The 26,017-nt window shown below is 66.8% G+C and carries 26 protein-coding genes; 2 read left to right on the top strand and 24 right to left on the bottom strand.

The window, feature by feature from the left end; genetic code table 11:
- Nucleotides 1-37: 37 nt before the first annotated feature.
- The 14 genes from secG to rpe all read right to left on the bottom strand — a co-directional run bounded on the left by secG (nt 38) and on the right by rpe (nt 13,284).
- Nucleotides 38-271, bottom strand: a complete 234-nt coding sequence (gene secG / locus R3P95_RS03155; protein WP_068050526.1) for a preprotein translocase subunit SecG — start codon at nt 269-271, stop codon at nt 38-40.
- 119 nt (nt 272-390) lie between these two features.
- Nucleotides 391-1,176 carry a triose-phosphate isomerase gene (gene tpiA / locus R3P95_RS03150; RefSeq protein ID WP_068050527.1) on the bottom strand — a complete coding sequence of 262 codons (786 nt, stop codon included), beginning with the start codon at nt 1,174-1,176 and terminating at the stop codon, nt 391-393.
- 3 nt (nt 1,177-1,179) lie between these two features.
- A complete protein-coding gene (locus R3P95_RS03145; protein ID WP_032377823.1) occupies nt 1,180-2,391 on the bottom strand; it encodes a phosphoglycerate kinase in 1,212 nt (403 codons plus the stop codon).
- Between the two features lie 5 nt (nt 2,392-2,396).
- Nucleotides 2,397-3,416: a type I glyceraldehyde-3-phosphate dehydrogenase gene (gene gap / locus R3P95_RS03140; RefSeq protein ID WP_032365753.1), complete on the bottom strand. Its 1,020-nt coding sequence runs from the start codon at nt 3,414-3,416 to the stop codon at nt 2,397-2,399.
- Nucleotides 3,417-3,536: 120 nt separating this feature from the next.
- Nucleotides 3,537-4,520 (bottom strand): DNA-binding protein WhiA, encoded by a 984-nt coding sequence (gene whiA / locus R3P95_RS03135; protein WP_068050529.1) that lies wholly within the window; start codon nt 4,518-4,520, stop codon nt 3,537-3,539.
- Complete coding sequence (locus R3P95_RS03130) at nt 4,511-5,536, bottom strand: gluconeogenesis factor YvcK family protein (protein ID WP_149405832.1); 1,026 nt, start codon at nt 5,534-5,536, stop codon at nt 4,511-4,513. The genes whiA and R3P95_RS03130 overlap by 10 nt, the downstream gene beginning before the upstream one ends.
- On the bottom strand, nt 5,533-6,426 hold the full coding sequence (gene rapZ, locus R3P95_RS03125; RefSeq protein WP_094642373.1) for an RNase adapter RapZ: 894 nt from the start codon (nt 6,424-6,426) through the stop codon (nt 5,533-5,535). The genes R3P95_RS03130 and rapZ overlap by 4 nt, the downstream gene beginning before the upstream one ends.
- A gap of 56 nt (nt 6,427-6,482) precedes the next feature.
- Nucleotides 6,483-8,573 (bottom strand): excinuclease ABC subunit UvrC, encoded by a 2,091-nt coding sequence (gene uvrC / locus R3P95_RS03120; protein WP_149405833.1) that lies wholly within the window; start codon nt 8,571-8,573, stop codon nt 6,483-6,485.
- A gap of 71 nt (nt 8,574-8,644) precedes the next feature.
- Nucleotides 8,645-9,103, bottom strand: coding sequence for a PH domain-containing protein (locus R3P95_RS03115; RefSeq protein ID WP_068050542.1), 459 nt, complete (start codon nt 9,101-9,103; stop codon nt 8,645-8,647).
- A gap of 29 nt (nt 9,104-9,132) precedes the next feature.
- Nucleotides 9,133-9,630 carry a 6,7-dimethyl-8-ribityllumazine synthase gene (ribH, locus tag R3P95_RS03110; protein WP_032398003.1) on the bottom strand — a complete coding sequence of 166 codons (498 nt, stop codon included), beginning with the start codon at nt 9,628-9,630 and terminating at the stop codon, nt 9,133-9,135.
- On the bottom strand, nt 9,627-10,880 hold the full coding sequence (locus R3P95_RS03105; protein WP_149405834.1) for a bifunctional 3,4-dihydroxy-2-butanone-4-phosphate synthase/GTP cyclohydrolase II: 1,254 nt from the start codon (nt 10,878-10,880) through the stop codon (nt 9,627-9,629). The genes ribH and R3P95_RS03105 overlap by 4 nt, the downstream gene beginning before the upstream one ends.
- An 86-nt stretch (nt 10,881-10,966) precedes the next feature.
- Complete coding sequence (locus R3P95_RS03100) at nt 10,967-11,578, bottom strand: riboflavin synthase (protein WP_300524378.1); 612 nt, start codon at nt 11,576-11,578, stop codon at nt 10,967-10,969.
- Complete coding sequence (gene ribD / locus R3P95_RS03095; protein ID WP_149405836.1) at nt 11,579-12,610, bottom strand: bifunctional diaminohydroxyphosphoribosylaminopyrimidine deaminase/5-amino-6-(5-phosphoribosylamino)uracil reductase RibD; 1,032 nt, start codon at nt 12,608-12,610, stop codon at nt 11,579-11,581.
- Nucleotides 12,610-13,284 (bottom strand): ribulose-phosphate 3-epimerase, encoded by a 675-nt coding sequence (gene rpe, locus R3P95_RS03090; protein WP_300521304.1) that lies wholly within the window; start codon nt 13,282-13,284, stop codon nt 12,610-12,612. The genes ribD and rpe overlap by 1 nt, the downstream gene beginning before the upstream one ends.
- A gap of 36 nt (nt 13,285-13,320) precedes the next feature.
- Here rpe and R3P95_RS03085 point away from each other — a divergent pair, with 36 nt between their 5' ends.
- Nucleotides 13,321-13,710, top strand: a complete 390-nt coding sequence (locus R3P95_RS03085) for an MmcQ/YjbR family DNA-binding protein (RefSeq protein WP_283346936.1) — start codon at nt 13,321-13,323, stop codon at nt 13,708-13,710.
- 17 nt (nt 13,711-13,727) lie between these two features.
- Here R3P95_RS03085 and R3P95_RS03080 read toward each other — a convergent pair whose 3' ends face one another.
- The 3 genes from R3P95_RS03080 to R3P95_RS03070 all read right to left on the bottom strand — a co-directional run bounded on the left by R3P95_RS03080 (nt 13,728) and on the right by R3P95_RS03070 (nt 16,927).
- Nucleotides 13,728-15,197 (bottom strand): RsmB/NOP family class I SAM-dependent RNA methyltransferase, encoded by a 1,470-nt coding sequence (locus R3P95_RS03080; protein ID WP_317547273.1) that lies wholly within the window; start codon nt 15,195-15,197, stop codon nt 13,728-13,730.
- Complete coding sequence (gene fmt / locus R3P95_RS03075; RefSeq protein ID WP_269594161.1) at nt 15,194-16,117, bottom strand: methionyl-tRNA formyltransferase; 924 nt, start codon at nt 16,115-16,117, stop codon at nt 15,194-15,196. The genes R3P95_RS03080 and fmt overlap by 4 nt, the downstream gene beginning before the upstream one ends.
- A gap of 87 nt (nt 16,118-16,204) precedes the next feature.
- The gene (locus R3P95_RS03070; RefSeq protein ID WP_269594239.1) at nt 16,205-16,927 is read right to left on the bottom strand and encodes a PadR family transcriptional regulator; all 723 of its coding nucleotides are present in this window, start codon (nt 16,925-16,927) and stop codon (nt 16,205-16,207) included.
- Between the two features lie 191 nt (nt 16,928-17,118).
- Here R3P95_RS03070 and R3P95_RS03065 point away from each other — a divergent pair, with 191 nt between their 5' ends.
- On the top strand, nt 17,119-18,951 hold the full coding sequence (locus R3P95_RS03065) for a diguanylate cyclase domain-containing protein (RefSeq protein ID WP_283346937.1): 1,833 nt from the start codon (nt 17,119-17,121) through the stop codon (nt 18,949-18,951).
- Here the strand turns inward: R3P95_RS03065 and R3P95_RS03060 are convergent.
- The 7 genes from R3P95_RS03060 to mihF form a co-directional block, all read right to left on the bottom strand.
- Nucleotides 18,867-19,718: a cyclase family protein gene (locus R3P95_RS03060; protein ID WP_283346938.1), complete on the bottom strand. Its 852-nt coding sequence runs from the start codon at nt 19,716-19,718 to the stop codon at nt 18,867-18,869. The two genes, R3P95_RS03065 and R3P95_RS03060, sit on opposite strands and share 85 nt — an antisense overlap.
- A 79-nt stretch (nt 19,719-19,797) precedes the next feature.
- Nucleotides 19,798-21,765 carry a primosomal protein N' gene (locus tag R3P95_RS03055; protein ID WP_283347154.1) on the bottom strand — a complete coding sequence of 656 codons (1,968 nt, stop codon included), beginning with the start codon at nt 21,763-21,765 and terminating at the stop codon, nt 19,798-19,800.
- Between the two features lie 147 nt (nt 21,766-21,912).
- Nucleotides 21,913-23,127: a methionine adenosyltransferase gene (metK, locus tag R3P95_RS03050; protein ID WP_037189390.1), complete on the bottom strand. Its 1,215-nt coding sequence runs from the start codon at nt 23,125-23,127 to the stop codon at nt 21,913-21,915.
- 181 nt (nt 23,128-23,308) lie between these two features.
- On the bottom strand, nt 23,309-24,559 hold the full coding sequence (gene coaBC, locus R3P95_RS03045) for a bifunctional phosphopantothenoylcysteine decarboxylase/phosphopantothenate--cysteine ligase CoaBC (protein ID WP_317547271.1): 1,251 nt from the start codon (nt 24,557-24,559) through the stop codon (nt 23,309-23,311).
- Nucleotides 24,560-24,582: 23 nt separating this feature from the next.
- Nucleotides 24,583-24,888, bottom strand: coding sequence for a DNA-directed RNA polymerase subunit omega (rpoZ, locus tag R3P95_RS03040; RefSeq protein WP_032377808.1), 306 nt, complete (start codon nt 24,886-24,888; stop codon nt 24,583-24,585).
- Nucleotides 24,889-24,960: 72 nt separating this feature from the next.
- Nucleotides 24,961-25,572, bottom strand: coding sequence for a guanylate kinase (gene gmk, locus R3P95_RS03035; protein WP_094641892.1), 612 nt, complete (start codon nt 25,570-25,572; stop codon nt 24,961-24,963).
- Between the two features lie 5 nt (nt 25,573-25,577).
- Entirely contained in the window at nt 25,578-25,898 is a 321-nt protein-coding gene (gene mihF / locus R3P95_RS03030) for an integration host factor, actinobacterial type (protein ID WP_008716579.1), read from the bottom strand.
- Nucleotides 25,899-26,017 lie beyond the last annotated feature (119 nt).

The raw sequence follows: 26,017 nt of genomic DNA, 5'->3' as shown, positions 1-26,017 counted from the left end.
CGCTCCGTCACCAACTCGCACTCGGAGCCGAATCCGATCAGGTGTACTTGATCTCCAGACCGATACCGAGGATGGCGATGAGCCAGATGATGCCGGTGAAGACCGTGAGGCGATCGAGGTTCTTCTCGACAACGGTGGAACCGGAGAGGCTGGACTGCACTCCGCCACCGAACAGGCTGGACAATCCGCCGCCCTTGCCGCGATGCAGCAGGATCAGCAAGATCAGTGCCAGGCTGGTGACGACCAGCAGAATATCCAGAAACAGATCCATGTCCACCTCAAACTCGATTCGATGCCTTCAGCAGCCTACCTGGCCCCGCGAACGGCTTCGGACACCCCGCCGAAGCGAGGTGTCCGAAAACCGTTCGGTACAGCGTTGCCGATGGCCGATCAGGGCAGGGGTCCCCCTGCGGCGATGGCCGACAACGTGGCGAACTCGTCCGCCTTGAGCGAAGCGCCACCGACGAGTGCGCCGTCGACGTCGGGCTGTCCTACGATCTCGCCGACGTTCTTCGCGTTGACCGAGCCGCCGTAGAGCACTCGCACGCCCGCAGCAACCTCGTCCGAGGACAGCGCCTTCAGTTCCTCACGAATGGCACCGCACACTTCCTGAGCGTCCGACGCCGACGCGACCCGGCCGGTACCGATGGCCCACACCGGCTCGTAGGCGATGACGACCTTGGAGATGTCGTCGGCCGACAGTCCTTCGAGTGACCCGCGCAGCTGTGCGACGTTGTAGGCCACGTGCTCGCCGGCCTCACGGATGTTCAGACCCTCGCCGATGCACACGATCGGGGTGAGCCCGTTCTTCAGGGCCGCCTTCGTCTTGGCGAGCACGACGGCGTCGTCCTCGCTGTGCAGCGTGCGTCGCTCGGAGTGACCGACGACGACGAAGGTGCACCCCAGCTTGGCCAGCATCGATCCGCTGATCTCACCGGTGAAGGCACCCTTGTCCTCGGACGAGACGTCCTGTGCACCGTAGGTGAGCAGGAGTTTGTCGCCCTCGACCAGGGTCTGCACGCTGCGGATGTCGGTGAACGGCGGGATCACCGTCACGTCGACCTTGTCGAAGTACTTCTCGGGCAACGAGAATGCTATCTTCTGCACCAGCGAGATGGCCTCGAGGTGGTTGAGGTTCATCTTCCAGTTGCCCGCGATGAGCGGCTTACGTGCCATGCGTTACGCCTCCAGGACGGATAGGCCGGGGAGCTGCTTGCCTTCGAGGTATTCGAGGGATGCACCGCCGCCGGTGGAGATGTGCGAGAAGCCGTCGTCGGGCAGTCCGAGGGTGCGTACCGCAGCGGCCGAGTCGCCGCCACCGACGACGCTGAACGCGCCCTTCTCGGTGGCTCCGATGATCGCTTCGGCGATGCCCTTGGTGCCGGCCGAGAACTTGTCGAACTCGAACACTCCGGCCGGTCCGTTCCAGAAGACGGTCTTGGCATTCGAGAGGACGACGGCGAAACGGCTGACCGAATCGGGTCCGATGTCCAGACCCATCCAGCCGTCCGGAATCTCGGATGCCTTCACGGTCTTCGCCTCGGCGTCCGCCGCGAACTTGTCTCCGACGACGATGTCGACGGGCAGGTGGATCACGTCGCCGAAACGCTCGAGCAGGTCCTTGCAGACCCCGATCTGATCCTCCTGCAACAGCGAGTTGCCGACCGAATACCCTTGCGCGGCAAGGAAAGTGAACGCCATACCGCCGCCGATGACGAGGGTGTCGACCTTGGGGGCCAACGCCTCGATGACGCCGAGCTTGTCCGAGACCTTGGAGCCGCCGAGCACCACCGCGTACGGACGCGCAGCGTCCTCGGTGAGCTTGGCCAGTACCTCGACCTCGGCAGCGACGAGGGTGCCCGCGTAGTGGGGCAGCAACTGCGCCACGTCGTAGACCGACGCCTGCTTACGGTGCACGACGCCGAATCCGTCGGAGACGAACGCTGCGTCGTCGCCGGCCAGAGCAACGAGCTCACGAGCCAGAGCAGCTCGCTCGGACTCGTCCTTGCTGGTCTCGCGCGGATCGAAGCGAATGTTCTCGAGCAGCAGCACGTCGCCGTCGGTAAGACCCTCGGCCCGAGCCTCGGCGTCCTGACCCACCACGTCGCCCGCGAGCTGAACGTGGCGGCCCAGCAGTTCGCCGAGCTTCGCTGCGACCGGAGCCAGGCTGTACTTCGCGTCCGGCTTGCCGTCGGGACGACCGAGGTGCGCGGTCACGATGACCTTGGCACCCGCCTCGACCAGTGCCCGAAGAGTCGGGATCGACGCCTGGATGCGGCCGGGGTCGGTGATCGTGCCGTCCTCGAGCGGGACATTGAAGTCCGATCGCACGAGGACGCCACGGCCTTCGACACCGGCATCGAGCAGATCCTGCAGTGTCTTGACAGCCATCGGTGTCAGAGGGACTTGCCGACGAGACCGATGAGGTCGGCGAGGCGGTTGGAGTAGCCCCACTCGTTGTCGTACCAGGAGACGATCTTGACCTGGTCGTCGATGACCTTCGTCAGCGGCGCGTCGAAGATCGACGAGTGCGGGTCGGTGACGATGTCCGAGGAGACGATCGGATCGGTGTTGTACTTCAGGATGCCCTTGAGGGGGCCCTCGGCTGCGGCCTTCATGGCGGCGTTGATGTCGTCGGCGCTGGCCTTCTTCTTCAACAGCGCAGTCAGGTCGGTGACCGAGCCGGTGGGGATCGGTACCCGAAGCGCGTAGCCGTCGAGCTTGCCGAGCAGCTGCGGGAGAACCAGGCCGATGGCCTTGGCCGCGCCGGTGCCGGTCGGCACCACGTTCAGGGCTGCGGCGCGGGCGCGACGCAGATCGCTGTGCGGCCCGTCCTGCAGGTTCTGGTCCTGCGTGTACGCGTGAATGGTGGTCATCAGACCCGAGACGATGCCGAACTCGTCGTCGAGAACCTTGGCGATGGGGCCGAGGCAGTTGGTGGTGCACGACGCGTTGGAGATGATGTTCTGGCTGCCGTCGTACTTGTCGTCGTTGACGCCCATCACGATGGTGATGTCCTCGCCCTTGGCGGGCGCGGAGATGATGACCTTCTTGGCACCGGCGTCGATGTGGCCCTGTGCCTTCGCAGCGTCGGTGAAGATGCCGGTGGACTCGACGACGACGTCGACACCCAGGTCACCCCACGGAAGTGCGGACGGGCCCTCACGCAGCGACAGCGCCTTGATCTTCTGGCCACCGACGACGATGGTGTCCTCGCCCTCGAGCGAGACATCGTGCGGCAAGCGACCCAGGATCGAGTCGTACTTGAGCAGGTGTGCGAGCGATGCGTTGTCGGTCAGGTCGTTGACAGCAACGATTTCGATGTCGGTGGTACCGAGCGCCTTCTGCGCATCGACAGCCCTGAAGAAGTTACGCCCGATGCGGCCGAAGCCGTTGACGCCTACCCGGATCGTCACTGTTCGCTCCTAAAAGTTGTGAAAACAGATGTCTGATTGTGCCTGCGTGCGGGGTGCCACACGCGGTTCCCACCCTAGTGTGCGCGCAGGCAGAGCGCGCGCATCACGTGATCGGGCCGGTCATGCCTCGTCGAGCAACTCGGCGGTGACGGCGGACTCGGTGTCCGGAATTCCGGTTTCCTTCGCCTTGCGGTCGGCCATGGACAGCAGGCGTCGAATTCGGCCTGCCACGGCGTCCTTGGTCATCGGCGGGTCGGCCAACTGGCCGAGTTCCTCGAGCGACGCCTGCCGATGCTGTACCCGGAGCGAGCCCGCGGCGGCCAGATGATCCGGCACGTCCTCGCCGAGGATGTGCAGGGCCCGCTCGACGCGCGCTGCGGCGGCGACGGCGGCCCTGGCCGAGCGGCGCAGGTTGGCGTCGTCGAAGTTGGCGAGCCGGTTCGCGGTGGCCCTGACCTCGCGTCGCATCCGTCGTTCTTCCCAGATGAGCCGGGTGTCCTGTGCGCCCATGCGGGTGAGCAGTGCCCCGATCGCCTCGCCGTCGCGGACGACCACTCGATCGGTGCCGCGGACCTCGCGTGCCTTGGCGGCCACGCCGAGGCGTCGAGCGGCTCCGACGAGCGCGAGAGCTGCCTCGGGTCCCGGGCAGCTGATCTCCAGAGCCGAGGACCGACCCGGTTCGGTGAGTGAACCGTGCGCCAGGAATGCGCCCCGCCATGCCGCCTCGGAGTCCCCCACCGTGCCGCCGACCACCTGGGCGGGCAGCCCGCGAACCGGGCGACCGCGCAGGTCCAACAGGCCGGTCTGCCGCGCCAGTGCCTCGCCGTCCTTGGCCACGCGCACCACGTAGCGAGAGGTCTTGCGGAGCCCGCCCGCTCCGAGCATGTGCACGTCGGAGGAGTAGCCGTACAGCTCGAAGATCTCCCGGCGCAGCCGTCTCGCAATGGACCCGAGGTCCACCTCTGCCTCGACCACCACTCGGCCTGCCACGATGTGCAATCCGCCGGCGAATCGCAGGAGTGCGGACACCTCGGCCTTGCGGCAACTGACCTGACTGACGGTGAGCCTGCTCAGCTCGTCCTTGACCTCCGCTGTCATGGCCACGAAGTGATCCCCTCTCTGCGTGCGGTAGTCGGTGCGGTGCCGTCGGTGGACGACACGATGGAACCGAGAGCCGCAGCAAGCTTGCCGTAATGATGTGCGTGGGTGCCGTTTTCGGCAACGTCGACGTAAACGACCTCGGCACCGAGCCGGGCCGCTGCCCGCGCCACGTGCTCGCGGTTGCTGCCTTCCGGGACCGAGGCGGAATCGACCAACACGTAGTCGATTCCCAAATCCGGTGCGTGTTGGGAGAGTACGTGGACATGGCGCTCGGCGGAGAATCCGGTGGTCTCCCCCAGCTCCGGTGCGAGGTTCAACACCAGTACCTTCGGCGCGCTCGTGCGAGCGAGCGCGGCGAGCTGATCGGGCACCAACACGTGCGGGATGACGCTGGAGAACCACGATCCCGGTCCGAGCACCACGAGGTCGGCCTTCTCGATCGCAGCGAGTGCATCCGCCGAGGCAGGCGGTTCGGGTGGCAACAGTCGAACGCGGCGAACCTTGCCCGGAGTCGTCGCCACCGCAACCTGTCCGCGAATGACGCGGCTCACGCGTGGGTCGTCCTCCAGACCGGAGACATCGGCCTCGATGTCGAGTGCGATCGGCGACATCGGAAGCACCCGTCCGTCGATTCCGAGCATCCGCACCATCTCGTCGAGTGCGGCGATCGGATCGCCCAGTACCTCGGTGAGGCCGGCGAGGATGAGGTTGCCCACCGAATGTCCGGCCAGAGCGCCCGTGCCGCCGAAGCGGTGCTGCAGGACGTCCGTCCAGAGCTGCGTCCTCTCGTCCGATCGTGCCAGCGCAGCCAGTGCCATGCGCAGGTCTCCGGGCGGAATGACGCCGAGCTCGGCCCGCAGACGCCCCGAGGATCCCCCGTCGTCGGCGACCGTGACGATGGCGGTGACGTCGGGACCGAGCAGCCGGGCCGCCGACAGCGTGGCGTACAGGCCGTGCCCGCCGCCGAGCGCGACGATCCTGGGGCCCGCTGCCGGTACTTCGGTGTCGACCTCGCTCATTCGCGACCCAGATCCCGATGCAGCACGCGCACCGACACATCACCCTGGTCGGCGAGTATTGCCGCCAGTGCCTCGGTCATCGCGACACTTCGATGCTTTCCTCCGGTGCAGCCAACGGCCACCGTCATGTACCTCTTGCCTTCCCGCACGTATCCCTCGATGGTCAGATTCAGCAGGTGCGTGTACGTCTGCAGGTAGTCGCGTGCCCCGTCCTGCCCCAACACGTAATCGCGAACGTCCGCGTCCTGGCCGGTGTGTTCGCGCAGCTCGGGCACCCAGTGTGGGTTGGGCAGAAAGCGCACGTCGCAGACCAGGTCGGCGTCCATCGGCAGGCCGTACTTGAAGCCGAACGACTGCACGGTGACGCCCACTCCTGTGGTCTCGGCCGCACCGAACACCGTCTCGATCTTGCGCCGGAGTTGATGCACGGACAGGGACGTGGTGTCCACCGTGAGATCCGCAGCTGCCTTGACCTGAGCGAGTCGCAACCGTTCGGCGGTGATGCCCTCGGTCAGCGTTCCGTCCTGACCGTCGTTCTGCAGGGGATGGCTACGCCGGTTGGACTCGAATCGACGGATCAGCACGGCGTCGGACGCGTCGAGGAAGAGCACTCTGTTGCGCACGCCCTTGGAGTCGAGTTCTTTCACCACCCAGCCCAGATCGCCGGTGAACAGGCGGCTTCGAACGTCCATCACCAGTGCCAGACGCTCGATTCTGGGCTTGGACTCGCGTCCGAGATCGACCATCTTGGAGATGAGCTCCGGCGGTAGGTTGTCGGCGACGTACCAGCCGAGATCCTCGAGAATCTTGGCCGCAGTGCGCAATCCTGCGCCGGACACCCCGGTGACCAACGCCACCTCGATCTCGTCGTGCTGCGACTCCCCCTCGATGGACTGCTCGAGGTGTTCTTCGGACGGTGGATGTCTCTGTGCCTGGTGTTCGCTCACTACGAAGCCTGTCCCGCCGATTCCACACGCGGTGCGATCGCATGTTCCGCCGTGTTCTCGCCCGATGTCGTTGCACTTGCGTTGCCATCATCGCCTACATCGGCGTCGTCCGTGTCGGAACCCAGCGCGGCCAGCACCGACTTGGCCGTGGTCTCTCCGATTCCCGGAACCTCGACGATCTCTGCGACCGTCGCACGCTTGAGGTTGGCGACCGAACCGAAGTGTGCCACCAACGCTGTTCGACGCGACTCACCGAGTCCGCGAACCGAATCGAGGGCCGACGCCGTCATTCGCCGTGATCGCTTGCTGCGATGGAACGTGATCGCAAACCGGTGCGCTTCGTCTCGGACCCGTTGCAGCAGATAGAGCGATTCGCTCGTGCGCGGCAGGATCACCGGATCCTCCTCCCCCGGAACCCAGACCTCCTCGAGACGCTTCGCCAGACCGACCACAGCGACGTCGGTCACGCCGAGCTCGTCCAGTACCGCTGCGGCGGCGGCCACCTGAGGGGCACCGCCGTCGACGACGAACAGGTTGGGTGGATACGCGAACTTTCGTGGTCTGCCGGTCTGCGGATCCAAGGCCGCTTCGGGGGCCAGATCGCCCCCTGTCCCCTCGGCCGTACCGTCGGCCGCATGTCGCAGGAATCGACGACGAGTCACCTCGGCGATGCTCGCCACGTCGTCGGAATGCCCGTCGCCTGCCGCTTCCTTGATCGCGTAGTGGCGGTAGTCGCTCTTGCGGGGCAGTCCGTCCTCGAAGACGACGAGCGAGGCCACCACGTCGGTTCCCTGCACGTGGGAGATGTCGATGCACTCGATGCGCAGTGGTGCGGAATCCAGATCCAGTGCCTCCTGAATGCCCTGCAGCGCAGCCGATCTGGACGTGAAGTCGCCCGCACGCTTGAGCTTGTGCTGCTGCAGGGCCTCCTTGGCGTTGCGTTCGACGGTCTCGGCCAACGCCTTCTTGTCGCCGCGTTGAGGAACGCGCAAGGTCACGTTCGAGCCCCGGAGTTCACTGAGCCAGACCTGAACCTCGTCGGCGTTGTCCGGCAGGACCGGAACCAGTACTTCCCTCGGGACGGCATTGGATCCGCCGTCGTCGCCGCCCGGTGCCTGTGCGGACAGGGCGGCCTGCTCGCCGTAGAACTGCGTCAGGAACTGTTCGACCAGAGCGGGCAGATCGGCCTCGTCCTGGCGTTCGATCACCTCGCCTGCCTTCTCCACCACCCAGCCGCGTTGCCCTCGCACACGGCCGCCGCGGACGTGGAATACCTGAACTGCCGCTTCCAGGGCATCGGTGGCGAAGGCGACGAGATCGGCGTCTGTGCCGTCGCCGAGCACCACCGCCTGCTTCTCCAATGCTCGACGCAGCGCACCGACGTCGTCTCGCAGACGCGCGGCGGTCTCGAAATCCAGGTCCTCGGATGCGGCCTGCATCTTCTTCTCGAGCTGACGGACGAGCTTGTCCGTCTTACCGGCCAGGAAGTCACAGAAGTCCTCGACGGTGCGCCGATGCTCGTCGGCGCTGACTCGGCCTACGCACGGTGCCGAGCACTTGTCGATGTATCCCAGCAGGCAGGGTCTGCCGATCTGATTGTGGCGCTTCAACACTCCGGTCGAGCACGTGCGCGCGGGGAACACCCGCAACAGAAGATCCAGCGTCTCCCGAATGGCCCAAGCGTGCGCGTAGGGGCCGAAATACCGCACGCCCTTGCGCCTCGGTCCGCGGTAGACGAACAACCGGGGGTATTCCTCGTTCATCGTCACCGCGAGCATCGGATAGCTCTTGTCGTCGCGGTAGCGGACGTTGAACCGCGGATCGAATTCCTTGATCCAGTTGTACTCGAGCTGCAGGGCCTCGACTTCGGTGGTCACCACGGTCCACTCCACCGAAGCCGCGGTGGTGACCATCTGGCGGGTGCGAGGATGCAGCGAGGCGATGTCTGCGAAGTAGGAATTGAGCCGACTGCGGAGGCTTTTGGCCTTTCCTACGTAGACGACGCGGCCGTGCGGATCGCGGAATTTGTACACCCCCGGCTCCACCGGGATGGTTCCGGTGGCCGGGCGGTAGGTAGCGGGGTCGGACACGGCAACCACGTTAGCCGTCGGGTCCGACGTTCTCCGCATCCGCAGCTCAGCTGTGGTGCGGAGGTCCGACGTCAGTCCCGATCGACCTCGATGTCCGGAACGGAGGCGGCGGGCGCGTACTTGCGTTCGAGGGTGCGGAACTGTCTCACCGCCGCGACCGCGTGGTCACGATCGTTGGACTGGATGGCCATCACGTTGATGAACTCGTCGTCGGGAATGTCGACTCTGGCCCACATGGCTCCGTCCGGGAAAGACAGGCCACGCACCAGATCCCATTCGATGAGACGCTCCGACAACAGGTTCCGTACCGCGACACCGGCCGGCCCGACGCGAATGCGCGGGCGCGTCAGCACCAGCGCCAAGCCTCCCAGAAGGACTCCGATTCCCGCCATCGCGAGCTGGTCGGCGGTCCTGAAGTACACCCCGGTCGGCGACACTCGCAGCAGGACGGCGACGGTCGAGTGAGCCACCACGAGCAGTACCGCGGTCGCGATGGCGTAGCGGGCCGACTTACGCGACTTCACCACCATGTCCCACTCGGCGGACGGTGCGCTGCCGGTCACGTGAACTCCTGATTCGTCCAGGGTTGGCGGAGGTGCTTGAGAGTCAGTGCCGTGTCGATCGCGGCCGCCGTGGCCTGAGCACCCTTGTCCTCGAAGGAACCGGGCAGTCCGGCCCGATCGAGCGCCTGTTGCTCGTCGTTGGTGGTGAGGACGCCGTTGGTGACCGGAGTGCCCTCGTCGAGCGAGACACGCGTCAGCCCGGCCGTCACGGCGTCGCACACGTACTCGAAATGTGGTGTGCCCCCGCGGATGACGACGCCGAGAGCGACGACGGCGTCGTGGTTGCGGGCCAGCGCCTGCGCGACGACGGGCAGTTCGATGGCTCCGGCGACACGGATGACCGTGACGTCCTCGATCCCCGCCGACTCGGCTTTGCGAAGTGCACCGTCGAGCAGCGCCTGGGAGATCTTCTGGTGCCACTGACCGGCCACGATCGCCAGCTTGAGATCACTCGCGCCTGCCAGCTGCAGGGTGGGTTCGCCTTCGCCGCTCATGAGGTGGTCCCATTTTCGAAGTCGTCGAGCCCGGTGAGGTCGTGGCCCATGCGGTCGCGCTTGGTGCGCAGGTAGGTGAGGTTCTCGGCGTTGGCGCGCAACGGCATCGGCACTCGCTCGGTCACGTGCAGCCCGTAGCCGTCGAGTCCCACTCGTTTGGCGGGGTTGTTGGTCAGCAGCCGCATCGAGGACACGCCGAGGTCGACGAGGATCTGGGCACCGATTCCGTAGTCTCGCGAGTCGGCGGGGAGTCCGAGCTGCAGGTTGGCGTCGACGGTGTCGGAGCCTGCGTCCTGGAGTTGGTAGGCCTGGAGCTTGTGCAGCAGACCGATGCCGCGACCTTCGTGTCCGCGCATGTACAGCACGATGCCGCGGTCCTCGGCGGCGACCATTTCCAGGGCCGCGTCCAGCTGTGGTCCGCAGTCGCAGCGCAGTGATCCGAACACGTCGCCGGTGAGGCATTCGGAGTGCACTCGAACGAGCACGTCGTTGCCGTCTCCGTCGGGGCCCGCGATGTCGCCGCGGACGAGCGCGACGTGTTCGACCTCGTCGTAGATGCTCTGGTAGCCGACGGCGCGGAACGTGCCGTGGCTGGTGGGGATTCGGGCGTCGGCGACGCGGACGACGTGCTTCTCGTGCTTGCGACGCCAGGCGATGAGGTCGGCAATGGAGATGAGAGCGAGGTCGTGTTCGTCGGCGAAGACGCGCAGTTCGTCGGTCTGGGCCATCGCGCCCTCGTCCTTCTGGCTGACGATTTCACAGATGACGCCTGCAGGCCTCAGGTCTGCCATGCGCGCGAGGTCGACGGCCGCCTCGGTGTGGCCGGGGCGACGCAGCACTCCGCCGTCCTTGGCGCGCAGGGGGACGACGTGGCCCGGCCGGGTGAAGTCGTTGGCACCGGTGTCGGGATCGGCGAGCAGTCGCATCGTGGCCGCCCGGTCGGAGGCCGAGATTCCGGTGCCGATGCCTTCGCGGGCGTCGACGGTGACGGTGTACGCGGTGCCGTGCTTGTCCTGATTGGTGGCGAACATCGGTGGCAGGCCGAGCCGGTCGCAGTCCTCACCGGAGAGCGGAACGCACAGGTAACCGGAGGTGTAGCGGACCATGAAGGCGACCAGTTCGGGGGTGGCCTTCTCGGCGGCGAAGATGAGGTCGCCTTCGTTCTCGCGGTCCTCGTCGTCGACGACCACCACTGCTTTGCCCGCAGCGATGTCCGCAACTGCGCGCTCGATACTGTCGAACCTGGTCACCACGGTGTGCTCCATACGTCTCGGGCCTGGCTCAGCGCCCTGGAAATTCTCCGATGCACCATCGATTGCGTGCACGTCAACAGTACTTACTGTGCGTCGATCGTCTGCAGCCGCTCCACGTACTTGGCGATGACGTCGACTTCGAGGTTGACCGGCGTTCCGGCCTCGGCCGTGCCGAGAGTGGTCAGGTCGAGGGTGGTGGGGATCAGGGAGATCTCGAACCAGTGCGCACCGTCGTCGGCGCCGAGTCCGGAGACGGTGAGCGAGACGCCGTCGACGGTGATCGAGCCCTTCTCGACGACGTAGCGTGCGACCGAGGTGGGCAACGCGATGCGTACGACCGTCCAGTTCTCCGACGGGGACCGGCCGATGATGGTCCCGGTGCCGTCCACATGGCCTTGCACCAGGTGCCCACCGAGACGGCTGCCGAGCGCGGCTGCCCGTTCGAGGTTGACGCGGCTGCCCACGTCGAGGGCACCGAGGCTCGAGCGGTTCAGCGTTTCCTGCATGACGTCGGCGGTGAATCCGCCGTCCGGCAGCACCTCGACGACGGTCAGGCAGACGCCGTTCACGGCGATGGAGTCGCCGTGGCCTGCATCCGAGGTCACCACCGGTCCGCGGACGGTGAACCGCGCGGCGTCGGGAAGTTCGTCCTTGGCCACGATCTCGCCGAGCTCTTCGACAATTCCGGTGAACATCTACTTCGCTCCTTCGGGCACGACGCCGATCAGAATGTCGTTGCCGATCATGGTGACTGTCTCCGTGCGGAACCGAATTGCGTCGGCAATTGTTCCGATACCCGCATTCTCCACCGCTGCGGGCCCGCTGCCCAACACGGCCGGCGCGACGTACGCCACGACGCGGTCCACCAGCCCGGCGGCGAGGAACGCTCCGGCCAACGTCGGACCGCCTTCGAGCTGGATGTCGGTGTGCTCGTGCAGAGCGTCGATCACGGCGGCGGGATCGTGTGTGTCCAGGAACACGGTGGGTGCGTCGGATCCACGGATTGCCGCGGTCGACGGAATCGGCCGCGATCCGACGACGACGCGCACCGGTTGGTGGGGTGCAAGGGTGCCGTCGGGACGTCGTGCGGTCAGGCGCGGGTCGTCGGCCAAGACGGTCCCGGTACCGACGACGATCGCGTCGAGCTTGGCCCGTTCGGCGTGGACGTGCGCCCGGGACTGCGGTCCGGTGATCCACTGGCTCGTGCCGTCCGCCGCCGCGCTACGTCCGTCGAGGGTGGCGGCATATTTCCACGTCACGTGCGGCCGCCCGGTGCGTTGCTTGTGCAACCAGGCGCGCAGCGGCCCCTGCCGCACCTCGGTCTCGCCGGTCCCCTGTTCGACGCGAATGCCCGCCGCTCGCAGGGCTGCCCCGCCGCCCGATGCGAGCGGATTCGGATCTGCGACGGCGTGCACGACCGCGGCGATGCCTGCAGCGATCAGGGCCTGTGAGCACGGTCCGGTGCGGCCGGTGTGGTTGCAGGGTTCGAGGGTCACCACCGCGGTACCGCCGCGAGCTCGGTCCCCGGCCTCGGCCAGCGCGACGATCTCGGCGTGTGGCCCGCCGGGCGGGCGAGTCGAACCGATGCCGACGACGATGCCGTCGGCATCGAGGATCACCGCGCCGACCGGGGGGTTGGGACTGCTGATGCCCCGGGCGGCTTCGGATGCCTCGACGGCGAGGGCCATGGCGTCCGCGACGGACAGTGCTGCGCCCCGGCCGTTCATTACGACAGGTGGTGTGATGCGCGGGCGGCGCGGGCACGGAGGTCGCGCACGGCGACCGCGGGGTCGGCGGTGTTGTAGACGGCAGATCCGGCCACGAAACAGTCGATTCCGGCCTCCGCGGCCTGCTCGATCGTGTCGGAGTTGATGCCGCCGTCGATTTCCACTATCAGACGGAGATCACCGGAATCGACAAGTGCCCGAACAGCTTTCGCCTTGGAGAGCACCTCGGGCATGAACGACTGTCCGCCGAAGCCCGGCTCCACACTCATCACCAGCAGGGTGTCGAAGTCGCGCAGGATCTCCAGGTACGGCTCGATGGGTGTTCCGGGCTTGACGGACAGGCCCGCTTTCGCACCCGCGGCGCGGATATCGCGTGCCACGGCTGACGGGTCGTCGGTTGCCTCGGCGTGAAAAGTGACGTTGTACGCCCCGGCCTCGGCGTAGGGCGGAGCCCAGCGGGCCGGGTCCTCGATCATCAGGTGGCAGTCGAGGGGGATGTCAGTCGCCTTCAGCAAGCTCTCCACTACCGGCAGACCCAGGGTGAGGTTCGGCACGAAGTGCGCGTCCATGACGTCGACGTGCAGCCAGTCGGCTCCGGCCACCGCCTCGGCTTCGGCAGCCAGACGAGCGAAATCAGCGGACAGGATCGAGGGGGCAATCATCGGGGAAACCACGATTGACGAGCCTAGCCCAGCCGGTATCGTTCGCCCATGACCACCATGGATTACGCGGCGACGGTGATCGCCGAGTTGCCCGAGGTCACCGAGGGTGTTCGGTACGGCCATCCGGCGTGGTCGGTGGGCAAGAACGTGTTCGCATGGATTCGGCCGTTCAGCAAGGCCGATCTGAAGCGATTCGGCAGCCAGATCCCGCCCAGCGGGCCGATCCTCGCCGTCCGCACCGCTGATCCGAACGAAAAGGAAGCCATCCTCGCAGCCCACCCGCGGACGTGCTTCACCATCCCGCACTTCGACGGGTTCGCCGCCGTTCTGGTCGACATCGACAACACCGGCGACGACGAACTGCGAGAACTGATCGTCGACGGGTGGCTCGTCTACGCCCCGAGAACCGTGGCCGAGACGTTCCTGGCCGGCGACTGATCACATCGGCATGCTGGTCACATCGGTTTACGCAGCGCCGCCATGAACATCGCGTCCGTACCGTGTCGGTGCGGCCACAGTTGCACGGACGTACCGTCACCGAGTTGTGGCACGCCCGGCACCAGCTCACGGGTATCGAGCGGCTCGACGCCGTAACGGCGGATCGCGTCAGCGACGACGGCCGTGGTTTCGGACAGATGCGGCGAGCAGGTCGAGTACAGCACCACTCCACCGGGGCGAACCAGCTCTATTGCCGCTGCCAGCAGTTCTTTCTGCAGTGTGACGAGTGCCGCCACGTCGGAAGGTTGTCGACGCCAGCGTGCTTCGGGCCTGCGGCGCAGGGCACCGAGTCCGGTGCACGGCGCATCGACGAGCACTCGGTCGTAGCCGCCGTCGAGTCCGGACGCTCGACCGTCGACGGTGTGCACCGTCACCGGGAGATCCTTCGTCGTCTTCGACACCAGATCGGCTCGGTGCGGGGTCGGTTCGACGGCGTCGACCGTGGCACCGTCGATTTCGGCGATGGCACCGATCAGGGCAGCTTTACCGCCCGGTCCGGCGCACAGGTCCAGCCACCGGCCACCGTCCTCGCCGACGAGCGGCGCCAGGGTGAGCGCCCGGCCGACGAGTTGACTGCCTTCGTCCTGCACTCCGGCCAACCCGTCACGGACGGCGTCGATCTTGCCGGGATCACCGCCGTCGAGGTGCACGGCGTACGGCGAATAGGGCCCCTCTTCTCCCCCGGTGATCAGCGCCAGTTCTTCGGCGGAGATCTCACCGGGCCGGGCGACCAGATGCACCGAGGGGCGCGCGTCGTCGGCCTCGAGGACAGCGGCGAGTTCACCGGCGTCGGCACCGAGTGCATCGGCGAAGGCCTGCGCGATCCACTTGGGATGCGCGTACTCGAACGCCAGGTGACCGACGGGATCGGCCCCCGCCTCGGGCGCAAGTTCGTCGACCCACTGCGCCGCCGTGCGTTCGGACACGCGCCGCAATACGGCGTTGACGAAACCTGCTTTGCCGGAACCGAATTCGGACCGAGCCAGGTCGACCGACGTGGCGACGGCGGCGTGAGGAGCCACCCGGGTACGCAGCAGTTGGTACGAGCCGAGCCGCAGAATGTCGAGTAGTGGTCCGTCGATCTCGGCGGCGGGCCGACCGGCGGCGTGGGCGATCACGGCGTCGAGCACACCACGCGCTCGGGACGCGCCGTACGCGAGTTCGGTGGCCAGTGCCGCGTCGCGTGAGTCCAGCTTGCGCTCTCGCAGCAAACCGGGCAGCACGAGGTTGGCGTAGGCATCCCGCTCGCGAACGGCCTTCAGCACGTCCCTGGCCGCGCGACGGGCCGGATCTATCGCGTCGACGGCACGAGGTCCCCCGCCCTGCGGGGGCCGGTTTCCCTTCGGACCACGCGCACCGGGCGACTTCTTGGTGGTCTTTCGGGCCGGACTCGACTCGCGCTTTCGAGGCCTGTCGGGTTCTGTCATCGCGCTACCGCCGTATCGTCCAGCCGAGCGCCGCGCGCCCAGTCGAGTGCCTTCATGAGCTTCTTGCCCTGCGGTTGAACTTCGCCGAGAACCACTGCCGTCGTACCTGTTCCGACGTGCACGCCGGACTTGCGCACCTCGATCGAACCTGGCGCGAGCGTGTCCTCGGAGTGCTGAACCGGTGAGATCTTGACGCGGAGTTCACCGATCGTCGTCCATGCGCCAGGTGCGGGGGTGACCGATCTGATGTGCCGATCGACGAATGCAGCAGACCGCGTCCAGTCGATGCGTGCGGCGTCGACGCTGACCTTGCTCGCGTAGGAGATCCCGTCCTCGGGCTGCGGATGCGCCGATGCCGTCCCGTCCTCGATCGCGTCGAGGGTGGCAGCGAGTAGGTCCGCTCCGCTCGACGCCAGCCGGGTGAGCAGGTCCCCTGTCGTGTCGGTTGCGCGTACCCGCTCGGTGACGACGCCGAGTACCGGGCCGGTGTCCATTCCCGCGTCGAGCAGGAAGGTGGAGGCACCGGTGATCTCGTCGCCTGCGGCGATGGCGGCCTGTACCGGCGCGGCACCTCGCCATGCGGGCAGCAACGAGAAGTGCAGATTGATCCAGCCGAAGCGAGGGATGTCCAGCACCGGCTGCGGCAGCAGTGCCCCGTAAGCGACCACCGGACACACGTCGGGTGCGAGTTCGGTGAGCTGTGAGACGAAATCCGGATCCGAGGGCTTCGCGGGCGTGAACACAGGGATTTCGTGCTCGTCGGCCAGCTGCCCGACCGGTGACCGCATCGTCTTGCGACCTCTACCGGCAGCGGCGTCGGGCCGAGTCACCACGGCGATCACCTCGTGGCGTTCGGACTCGAGCAGTGCCCGCAGCGACGGGACCGCGGGCTCCGGTGTACCGGCAAAGACGACGCGCACTCGAGCAACTCCCTGGGATGGACGAAAGGATCTCGGGTGTCCATCCTAGGGAGTCGCGAGCACTGCGGACGATTCCGCACCTGCCGGTCACGGCGCGTCGGGGGCGTCGACCGTGTCGTCGGGATCTCGATCGGTCGAACCGTCCTCGGCAAGTATCCGATACAGCGCCCTGCGGGCTTGAGTGAGAATCTCGGCGGCCTGCTCCACCTGTTTCGGTGTGCCCACTCCGGCAACCTGACCGGCTGCGCCCATCAACTGGCCGATCAGCGCCCGCAGATCCCGGGCGTCGACTCCGACGGACTCTGCCACGTCGTCCCACGGGCTGCCCAGGTCGGCACGATGGGCCTCGATGTGCGTTCGACCCTCGTCGGTCAGTGCAGCGGTCTTGCGGCCGGCCACCTTGTCGATGAGAACCAGGCCCTCGTCTTCGAGTTGCGACAGGGCCGGGTAGATGGAGCCAGGACTCGGCTTCCAGGTGCCGTTGCTCTTCTCGGCGATCTGCTGGATCAGTTCGTATCCGTGCATCGGACGTTCCTCGAGCAGCAGGAGGATTGCAGCGCGCACGTCCCCGCGACGCCCTCGCCCTCCCCGACCGCGACCTCGACCGAAATCTGCGTTCGGCCCGAAACCACCGGGACCGAAACCGGGGCGCATGCCTTCCGGTCCCCGTCCGAACGGCCCACCGGCACCGTGCCTGCTCCGTTCACCGTGACCTCTCCTGCCGCGGCCGCGCTCTCGTGGACCGTGATCGTCCGACGGGCCGCGGTCCTCACTCTGCGCGACCCACATCTGGAACGGCGCGCCACGCATGTGTCGACGTGCTCCTGCGCGACGTCCGAATTCGTGTGCGAATCCTTCGATTGCGTAATTCATGTCTTGCTCCTTCGTATCGATTGACATGTCGACGATATATCGACAATAGATCTTTGGCAAGGTCCAGAGGCAACCTCCACGTTTCCCGACTGCGAGGAACGCGCCCCGGACGGCTCACGCTCGCTAGGATGACGCGGTCGGTACGAGCTCTCGTCCAACAGACCGAAACAGCGGCCGGCTCTACCGCGCTCGCGCAACCGCGCTCGCGCACCAACGAGGGAGGCCGTGTGGCCGGATCGACGAGGCGACGCGTGACCGTCGTGCTCGGATGCGTCCTCGTCATCGTCCTGCTCGCCGGCTCCAACGTTCTCGGCCAACGAACCTCCGTACTGATCGACGACATCGCACAGCTCGCGGGAGGTATCACGGCGACGATCGTCTGCTGGCGGACGGCGTCGAGAAGAACGGGCACCGAACGGCAGTGGCGCGTTCTGATGGCCGCCGGAATGGCCTGCTGGAGTGCAGGCATGGCGGTCTGGGCCTTCTATCGATCCGTTCTCGGCATGCCGCTGCCGACCGCGTCCGTCGCCGACGTCGGATTCTTTCTCTTCCCGATCCTCGCCGTGCCTGCCCTGCTGGCCTTCGTCGGCCCGTCGCCCTGGCGGGCTGCCTCGAGTGCACGCCATGTCTGGGTGATGTCGTTGCTCGACGGGGCCGTCGTCGTCGGGTCGCTCTTCGTTCTCTCCTGGGCAACCGTGCTCGGCGCGGTCGTGCATTCGTCGGAATCCGAATCGATCGAGTTCCTGGTGGCGATCATGTACCCCATCACCGACCTGGTACTCGTGGCCATGATCGTGCTGCTCGCCGTGATCCCGAGGATCGCCGCGCGATATCGGACGCAGCTCACCCTGCTCGGCGCCGGAATCCTGATGATGGCGATATCCGACAGCATCTATGCGTATCTCGTCGCCACCGGTGCGGACTTCATGCCGGTTCTGACCGACGGCGGATTCATCGCAGGCACAGCGCTCATCGCCCTCGCGGCCGCTGCCCCGAGGACCGTGGACGACAACCCGGCACCGCGTGACTCGTCGACACACGGCTCGTCGCTGTACGGATCGCAGCCCACCGAGTCGGACTGCACCGAGGCCGTCACCGGCGCGAGAACGCAATTGCTGTTGCCGTACGCACTCATGGGTGCGATCGGGATCGTGTTGGCGATACTGCGTGTGCAGACCGGGGAGCTGGACTCGACCGTGGTGGTACTCGGGGTTGCAGTGGTGTTGCTCTCACTCGTTCGCCAGGTGATCACCCTGGTTCAGAACGACAATCTGCTGCGCAGCCTGACTCGGGCGCAGGCCGAGTTGACGTACCGCGCGCATCACGACGGGCTGACCGGATTGCTCAACCGGTCGTCGTTCGACGAGCACCTTCGAGCGGCGGTGCACGACGCCCGAGCGGGCCGGGGCCGCGCCGTCCTGCTCCTGATCGACCTCGACGACTTCAAGAGCGTCAACGACAGATTCGGACATGGTGGCGGCGACCGACTACTGATCGAACTTGCACGCCGCCTCGACCGATGCGTCGTGGACGGAGTAGTGGCGCGCTTCGGCGGCGACGAGTTCACCGCCCTGGTGTACGCCGACCTCGATGCCGGTCGCGCGACGGCGGTCCGCATCGCCGAGACGATGCGGACCGCCCACGAGATCGACGGCCATTCGGTGTCGGTCGGCGTGTGCGTGGGCGTGGTGCAGATCGGTCAGCTCGACCGCACACCCCACGACACCACGACCGTGGCCGGCTCCGACACCGCCGACGAGGACGAGCTGATGCGGCTGGCCGATCGAGCGATGTACGAGGCCAAACGCGAGGGCAAGGCCGGCATCTACGCCTACGACACCGCGGGTGCACTCACCGCGGTGCCGAGCACCTCCGATCAGGCGACCCTGGGGACCAGGCCGAAAATGGTTGCAGGTGAACCGGATCCGGCTCGGTTGATCGGGCCGCCGACCAGAACGTAGGCACCCGTGGTCGGAATCGACTCCAGATTGGTCAGGTTCTCCAGGCTGATCCGACGCCGGTCGTAGAGCTTGACCGACACCGGATAGGTGTCGTCGTTGCCCAGATCGGGCCCGAAGGTGTCGGTGCCGAGGGCACCTCTTTCGGCTAGCCTGCCCGTGTCGATCAACCACTGTGCTGCCTCCGGAGAGAACCCGGGTTGGTGCGTCACACCGTCCGCGTCCGCGTTGGCGTACGCATCGGTCCCCCAGCGTGACGCCCATCCGGTCCACAGAACGACAGCCGCCCCTGGTGGAATGGCACCGTTGACTGCTTCCCAGTTCTGCAGGTCGGCCACGGTTACGGCGTAGTCGGCGTCGGCCGCCGCCCGATCACGAATGTCGATCTTCACCGCGGGCAGAAACAGATCCTCCGGATCGAGCTGGTCGGCGGTCAGGCCACCTTCCTGGAAGTGCGCGGGTGCGCCCCAGTGCGTGCCGGTGTGCTCGCCCTCCTTGACGTACTGGAGGTAGAAGCCGTCGTCTGCGACGGTGAACGCCGTCTCTAGCGAGAATTCGGGATCGCCGGGAAAGATAGGGGTGAGCGCCGGATCGTTGATGTGCGACAGGGACACGATTCGTAGCAGTCGATCCAACGGAACGACCGGTGTCGGTGGCTGCGCCGAGCCGGTACCGGGCAGGGCGTCGGCGGTGGCAGGTGCGGCCAGACGGGCACCGATCACCACTGCCAAACCTGTTGTCGCACGGCGAAAGAGCTGCCTTCTCTTCATGTCCCCGACCCACCTTTCATCGGCGCCCCGTGCGCCGCCCCGAGGCAACCCTAGGCCACGTCGAGCCGGGACGGCGGAATCAGCCGATTCGAATCGGGTCTATCTGGACCCGCACTCCGCCGCCGAGTTTCTTGGCACTGCGCGATGCCTGCGCGGTGGCCAGTGCCCGCGCCAACGCCGCCCCGGTGCTGCGCGGCACGCGTATCAACAACCGCTGCACATCACCGGGAAGTGCGTCCTCACCACCGCCCGCCGGTGCCCGTTGGCCGTCCGGCAGATCGACCGGACCGAGTATTTCCACCGACTCGGGCAGATCTGCGCTCTCGACCAGCGCGGAGATCGCATCGGTGGTTCCGTCGACGGCCGCAACGTGCACGGCGGGCGGGAACCGTACCTCCACTCGTTCGTCCAACTGACTTCTGGCGTGCCACAGCGGGTCCCAGCGAACCAGTGCCTGCACAGTGGGTATCTCGGACTCGGCGACGACGACCACTCGGCCGCCTGCCGTGCCCGGCCGAACCAAAGCGGCGGCGGTCATCCACCGACGCAGTGTCTCCTCGGCCGCGCGCAGGTCTGCCCGGCCGAGCAGGGCCCAGCCGTCCAGCAAGAGAGCCGCACCGTATCCACCGTCGACCGTCGGCTCGGCACCGACGGTGGACACGACGAGACCGGCACCGGGTCGGACGGCGTCGAGCACGGCGGCGCCTCCCGAGTTGTGAACCGGTACACCGGGAAATGCCCGTCCGAGTTCCTCGGCGGTGCGGCCCGCGCCGATCACGACCGCACGCAGGTTGCGCGATCCGCATACCGTGCACCGATGCGCGGTGTCTGCGATGCCGCACCACGAGCACGTCGGACTCCCTGCTCCGTCGCTCCCCGGGGCCGACGGCAGCGCCAACGGACCGTTGCACCGGCGACACCGAGCCGGATGTCGACACTTCGCGCACGCCAGTGACGGCACATAGCCCCCGCGCGGAACCTGAACCAGCACAGGCGAATCGGCCTTCAGCGCGGCCCGCGCCGCCTCGAACGCGATCGCGGGCAACCGGGCGACACGGGCTGCCGGATCCCGCGCGAGCGCATGGTCCGAGTCGGCCAAGGCCACCACGTGGGGTTGACGCTCACGGACAAGCTCACGTGGAGCCACCAGGTCGTGTGCCCAACCGGAATCCACGAGAGCTTCCGCCTCCGCAGTCCGCGCATGTCCGCCGATGACCACCGCGGCTGCGGAGACGTGCGCTCGCAGCAACGCCACTTCTCGGGCATGCGGATACGGCGAACGGGGCTCGGCGAAACTGTCGTCACCGTCGTCCCAGATGGCGATCATGCCGAGAGTAAACACCGGAGCGAACACGGCGCTTCGTGTCCCCACCACGACGACCGGGCCCGATCGCAGACCACGCAACCATTGCCGATACCGCTTCGCCGGGCCCAAACCGGCCGACAGCGCCACCACCCGGTCGGCACCGAGCAGAGCCGTACAGGCCGTCTCCAGACGATCGAGGTCTCGCTGATCGGGCACCACGACCACCGCAGACCGACCGCCGGCCACGGTCACGGCGGCGGCCTCCGCCAACCGCATCGGCCACAGCTCACCGGGCAACGCCTGCCATACCGCGCGCGGTACGCGTCCCGACGCCAACGCCTCGAGGAAGTTCGAGCCGTGGGTGTAGGCCGACCAGGCTGCCCGGTCGATGTCCGGCTCGGCCGGGGGCTCGACGGCGGGTGTCTGTTCCGCCTCGACTCGGGCGTGGCGAGCCGGGATCGCCAGCCGCAGCACGTCCGCCCTGGTCCCGGCGTATCGATCGGCCACCGCCGCGGCCAGTTCAGCGATCTCCGGAGTCAGAACCTGCTCCGCGGACACCACCCGATCGAGCCAGCCGAGCTTGCCGGAATGCTCGGTCTCGGCCAGTCTGGCCAGCACGAAACCGTCGACCAGCCGGCCCGCGAACCGCACCCGAACTCGGACACCCGGCTGAGCATCATTGCTCACCTCTTCGGGCACGAGGTAGTCGAACTCGCGGTCGAGATGCGGCAGCGGCAACATCGGAAGAATGCGCGCGATCGGGAGATCCGACGCCGCCACCCGCGCTACTCCCGCCACCGCACCTCCTCCTCGATTCTCACCCCACACTCGATGTCGGAGCACCGAGTCGGTGCGAGCAGGGTACGTGCAGAACGGTCGAAACCGAACTCAGAGTCCGGCAGCCTCCCGGAGCTTGCCGGCGCGGTCGGTGGACTCCCACGGAAGATCGATGTCGGTGCGGCCGAAGTGACCGTACGCCGCGGTGGGCGCGTAGATCGGTCGCAGCAGGTCCAGATCACGAATGATGGCACCGGGACGCAGGTCGAACACCTCGCTGATCGCCGCCTGAATGCGCGCGGGATCGGTCTTCTCGGTGCCGAACGTCTCGACGAACAACCCGACCGGGGCCGCCTTGCCGATGGCGTACGCCACCTGGACCTCGATGCGATCGGCGAGACCGGCAGCAACAGCGTTCTTCGCCACCCAGCGCATCGCGTACGCAGCACTGCGGTCCACCTTGGACGGGTCCTTGCCGGAGAACGCACCGCCACCGTGCCGTGCCATGCCGCCGTAGGTGTCGACGATGATCTTGCGGCCGGTCAGTCCGGCGTCGCCCATCGGTCCACCGAGGACGAACTTTCCGGTGGGATTGACCAACAGACGCACGTTGGACGTGTCCAGTGTCGGCACGTCCAACTCGGCGAGCACCGAGCCCAGCACCTTCTCCCGAATGTCGGGGGTGAGCAGGTTGTCGAGATCGATGTCGGCTGCGTGCTGAGTCGAGATCACGACGGTGTCGAGGCGAACGGCATTGTCACCGTCGTATTCGATCGTCACCTGCGTCTTGCCGTCCGGACGCAGGTACGGCAGCACTCCGCTCTTGCGGACCTCGGTCAGTCGCCGAGAGAGCCGGTGCGCCAACGCGATCGGCAGCGGCATCAGCTCGGGAGTGTCGGTGTTGGCGTAGCCGAACATCAACCCCTGATCCCCCGCGCCCTGACGGTCGATCTCGTCGTCGGACAGTCCCTCGACTCGGGCCTCGTGCGAGTGATCGACGCCCTGAGCGATCTCGGGAGACTGCGCGCCGATCGCGACGTTGACACCGCACGAATTTCCGTCGAACCCCTTGGCCGACGAGTCGTACCCGATCTCGAGCACCTTCTCGCGCACGATCTTGGGGATGTCGGCGTATGCGGTGGTGTTGACCTCACCCGCGACATGCACCTGGCCGGTCGTGACCAGAGTCTCCACGGCCACACGGGCACGCGGATCCTCCGTCAGCAGAGCATCGAGAATGGAATCGCTGATGGCGTCACAGATCTTGTCGGGGTGACCCTCTGTGACGGACTCGCTGGTGAAAAGCCGACTACCGGACTTGCTCACGGACTTCCTCTCGACGCATGTTCCTGCCCGACCCGACGCCTCGCGCCGGTCGGGCACTCCACGAAAATTGACGTTCCTTCGGTGTTATCGCCCCTGCCGGAGCCGCGCAAACCTCTACGGCACTACACGTGGTGCCCAGCACGGTAGCCGGTACGACATCGATCGTGCACTCTCGGCATCGTCACGAATTCGACTTCGGTCGAGTACTCCGCGCATCGAGCATCTGCGCCACAGAATCCAGCACGCGGCTCGCGAGGAGTGCTTTCGAGCCCTCGCCCAGCGCCGCTTCGGAACCGTCGGAACCGAGCAGCCAGCCGTCGTTGTGGTCGACCTCGAACGCCTTGCCGTCCCCGACGGCGTTGACCACGAGCAGGTCGCAGCCCTTGCGTTCGAGCTTGGCCCGCGCGTACGTCAGCACGTCTCCGTTCGCGTCCCCGGTCTCGGCGGCGAATCCGACGATGACCGTCGACGGTTCGAGTTCACCGTCGCGGCGAGCGGACACGAGGCCGGCGAGTATGTCGTCGTTGCGGACCAGCGGGATCGACGACGGTTCGTCGGCCCCCTTCTTGATCTTGCTGCCCGCGATGGATTCGGGGCGGAAGTCGGCGACCGCGGCCGCCATCACCACGGCGTCGACACCGACGGCAAGTTTGCGAACGGCCTCCTGCATGTCCGACGCCGTCTTGACGTGCACCACGTCGACCGCGGCCGGAGCGTCGAGGTCGCTGGTGTACCCGGCGACCAACGTCACCTGGGCTCCTCGTTGCGCTGCCACTCGCGCGAGCGCATATCCCTGCTTGCCCGAGCTTCGGTTGCCCAGAAAACGAACCGGATCGAGAGGCTCGCGAGTGCCCCCGGCAGAGACCAGAACACGGCGTCCTTCGAGATCCCGAGGGAGCGCATCCCCTCGCTCGGTCACCAGCATGGAGAGCGCGAAGATCTCGTCCGGCTCCGGCAACCGACCCGACCCGGTGTCTCGCCCGGTCAGACGCCCCGATGCCGGTTCGATCACGTGTGTTCCGCGAGAACGAAGGGTCGCGACGTTGGCGACCGTGGCGGGGTGCTCCCACATCTCGGTGTGCATCGCCGGGGCCACGACCACCGGACACCGCGCCGTGAGCAGGGTGGCCGTCAGAAGATCGTCCGCACGTCCCCCGGCGATGCGGGCCATGAGGTCCGCGGTGGCGGGCGCGACGACGACGAGGTCTGCCTCCTGACCCAGGCGCACATGCGGAACTTCCGGCACATCCGCGAACACCCCGGTGTGTACCGGTTGGCCGGACAACGCCTCGAATGTCGCGCGCCCGACGAACTCCAGGGCGGATGCGGTCGGAATCACCCGGACCTGGTGCCCGCTCTCGGTGAAACTACGGATGAGCGAACAACTCTTGTAGGCGGCGATACCTCCGCCGACTCCGACGACAACGTGCAAGTCAGATGTCCTCTGTGAGGTTCTTATTCGCCTTCGGTGTGCTCGAGCAGGTCCGCGTGGATCTCGCGGAGAGCGATCGACAGCGGCTTCTCCTGCAGACCCGGCTCGACCAGCGGTCCCACGTACTCGAGGATGCCGTCGCCGAGCTGGTTGTAGTAGTCGTTGATCTGGCGGGCACGCTTGGCTGCGTAGATCACGAGGGCGTACTTGGACGAGGTGCGGGCGAGCAGCTCGTCGATGGGCGGATTGGTGATGCCGAGCGGCGTGTCGTAGGCCGGCAGAGCGCTGCGTCCGTCGAAGTCGGAAACGGCCGCTGAAATGCTGCTCACTGATGATCTCCTGAAATTGCATCGTTGGTGCTACGAACTAGCTGGTCGGGGCCTCGTGCGCCGTGAAAATGGTCAGCTGTTGCCGACCGACGACCTACCGACCAACAAGGATACCAACTGTTCGCACGAATGGTCGACATCGGTATTGACAACCACCGTGTCGAACTCGTCCTGTGCGGCCAGTTCCACCCGTGCGGTCTCCAATCTCCGCTCGGTGGCCGCGCTCTCCTCGGTCGCGCGCCCGACCAGACGAGAGACGAGGTCGTCCCACGTCGGTGGAGCCATGAACACCAGCATCGCCTCGGGCTTGGACACCCGCACGGCACGGGCACCGGCCAGATCGAGCTCGAGCAACACCGGGCTACCCGCCTCCAGTGCAGCTTCCACCGGTGCGGCCGGAGTCCCCGACCGTTGCAGACCACCGTGAATGCTCGCCCACTCGAGCAACTCGTCGTCGGCGATCATCCGATCGAACTCATCGGCCGACACGAAGTGGTAATCCTGACCGTCCACCTCACCGGGCCGCGGTGCTCGCGTCGTGACCGACACGCTGAACACCAGCTCGGGCAGCGCAGCACGCACGAGCCGAACGACACTGGACTTGCCGACGCCGGAGGGGCCGGACAACACCACCAACCGGCCGCGCTCGATCTCCGGGACCGAAGTCGCCGCAGTGTCACTCACCGTCGTCAGGCCTCGAAATCGAACTTCGTCAACAGCGCCTTGCGCTGCCGATCTCCGAGACCGCGCAGTCGACGGGTGGGCGCGATCTCCAATTCCGTCATCAGCTCCGCGGCCTTGACCTTGCCCACCTTCGGCAGGGCCTCGAGCAACGCGGAGACCTTCATCTTTCCGAGAATCTCGTCCGTCTCGGCATCTGTGAGCACCTGCTTGAGATCGGTGCCGCCGCGCTTGAGGCGCTCCTTGAGCTCGGCGCGCGCTTTCCTGGCGATCGCTGCCTTCTCGAGGGCAGCGGCACGCTGCTCGGGCGTCAACTGGGGAAGGGCCACTGTCGGTTCCTCCGTCTTCTCGTTCTGGGCGATACGACGTGCACGATCACTGTCGGCACGTCGACCATCGATGTTCCACTGCCACGGACCACGTTCATCGGCGCTCCGCACCGGCGATC

It is taken from the genome of Rhodococcus cercidiphylli (genome assembly GCF_033042225.1).
GTDB lineage: Bacteria > Actinomycetota > Actinomycetes > Mycobacteriales > Mycobacteriaceae > Rhodococcoides.
The sequence above is the reverse complement of the archived record's forward strand: the minus strand, read 5'-3'. Positions and strand labels throughout refer to the sequence as shown.

Coding starts and splice junctions, on each gene's coding strand:
- secG (WP_068050526.1), bottom strand. CDS start 271: ATGGATCTGTTTCTGGATATTCTGCTGGTCGTCACCAGCCTGGCACTG.
- tpiA (WP_068050527.1), bottom strand. CDS start 1,176: ATGGCACGTAAGCCGCTCATCGCGGGCAACTGGAAGATGAACCTCAAC.
- R3P95_RS03145 (WP_032377823.1), bottom strand. CDS start 2,391: ATGGCTGTCAAGACACTGCAGGATCTGCTCGATGCCGGTGTCGAAGGC.
- R3P95_RS03130 (WP_149405832.1), bottom strand. CDS start 5,536: ATGAGCGAGGTCGACACCGAAGTACCGGCAGCGGGCCCCAGGATCGTC.
- R3P95_RS03115 (WP_068050542.1), bottom strand. CDS start 9,103: ATGGTGGTGAAGTCGCGTAAGTCGGCCCGCTACGCCATCGCGACCGCG.
- ribH (WP_032398003.1), bottom strand. CDS start 9,630: ATGAGCGGCGAAGGCGAACCCACCCTGCAGCTGGCAGGCGCGAGTGAT.
- R3P95_RS03100 (WP_300524378.1), bottom strand. CDS start 11,578: ATGTTCACCGGAATTGTCGAAGAGCTCGGCGAGATCGTGGCCAAGGAC.
- ribD (WP_149405836.1), bottom strand. CDS start 12,610: ATGAACGGCCGGGGCGCAGCACTGTCCGTCGCGGACGCCATGGCCCTC.
- R3P95_RS03085 (WP_283346936.1), top strand. CDS start 13,321: ATGACCACCATGGATTACGCGGCGACGGTGATCGCCGAGTTGCCCGAG.
- R3P95_RS03080 (WP_317547273.1), bottom strand. CDS start 15,197: ATGACAGAACCCGACAGGCCTCGAAAGCGCGAGTCGAGTCCGGCCCGA.
- R3P95_RS03070 (WP_269594239.1), bottom strand. CDS start 16,927: ATGCGTGGCGCGCCGTTCCAGATGTGGGTCGCGCAGAGTGAGGACCGC.
- R3P95_RS03065 (WP_283346937.1), top strand. CDS start 17,119: ATGACGCGGTCGGTACGAGCTCTCGTCCAACAGACCGAAACAGCGGCC.
- R3P95_RS03060 (WP_283346938.1), bottom strand. CDS start 19,718: ATGAAGAGAAGGCAGCTCTTTCGCCGTGCGACAACAGGTTTGGCAGTG.
- R3P95_RS03055 (WP_283347154.1), bottom strand. CDS start 21,765: ATGTTGCCGCTGCCGCATCTCGACCGCGAGTTCGACTACCTCGTGCCC.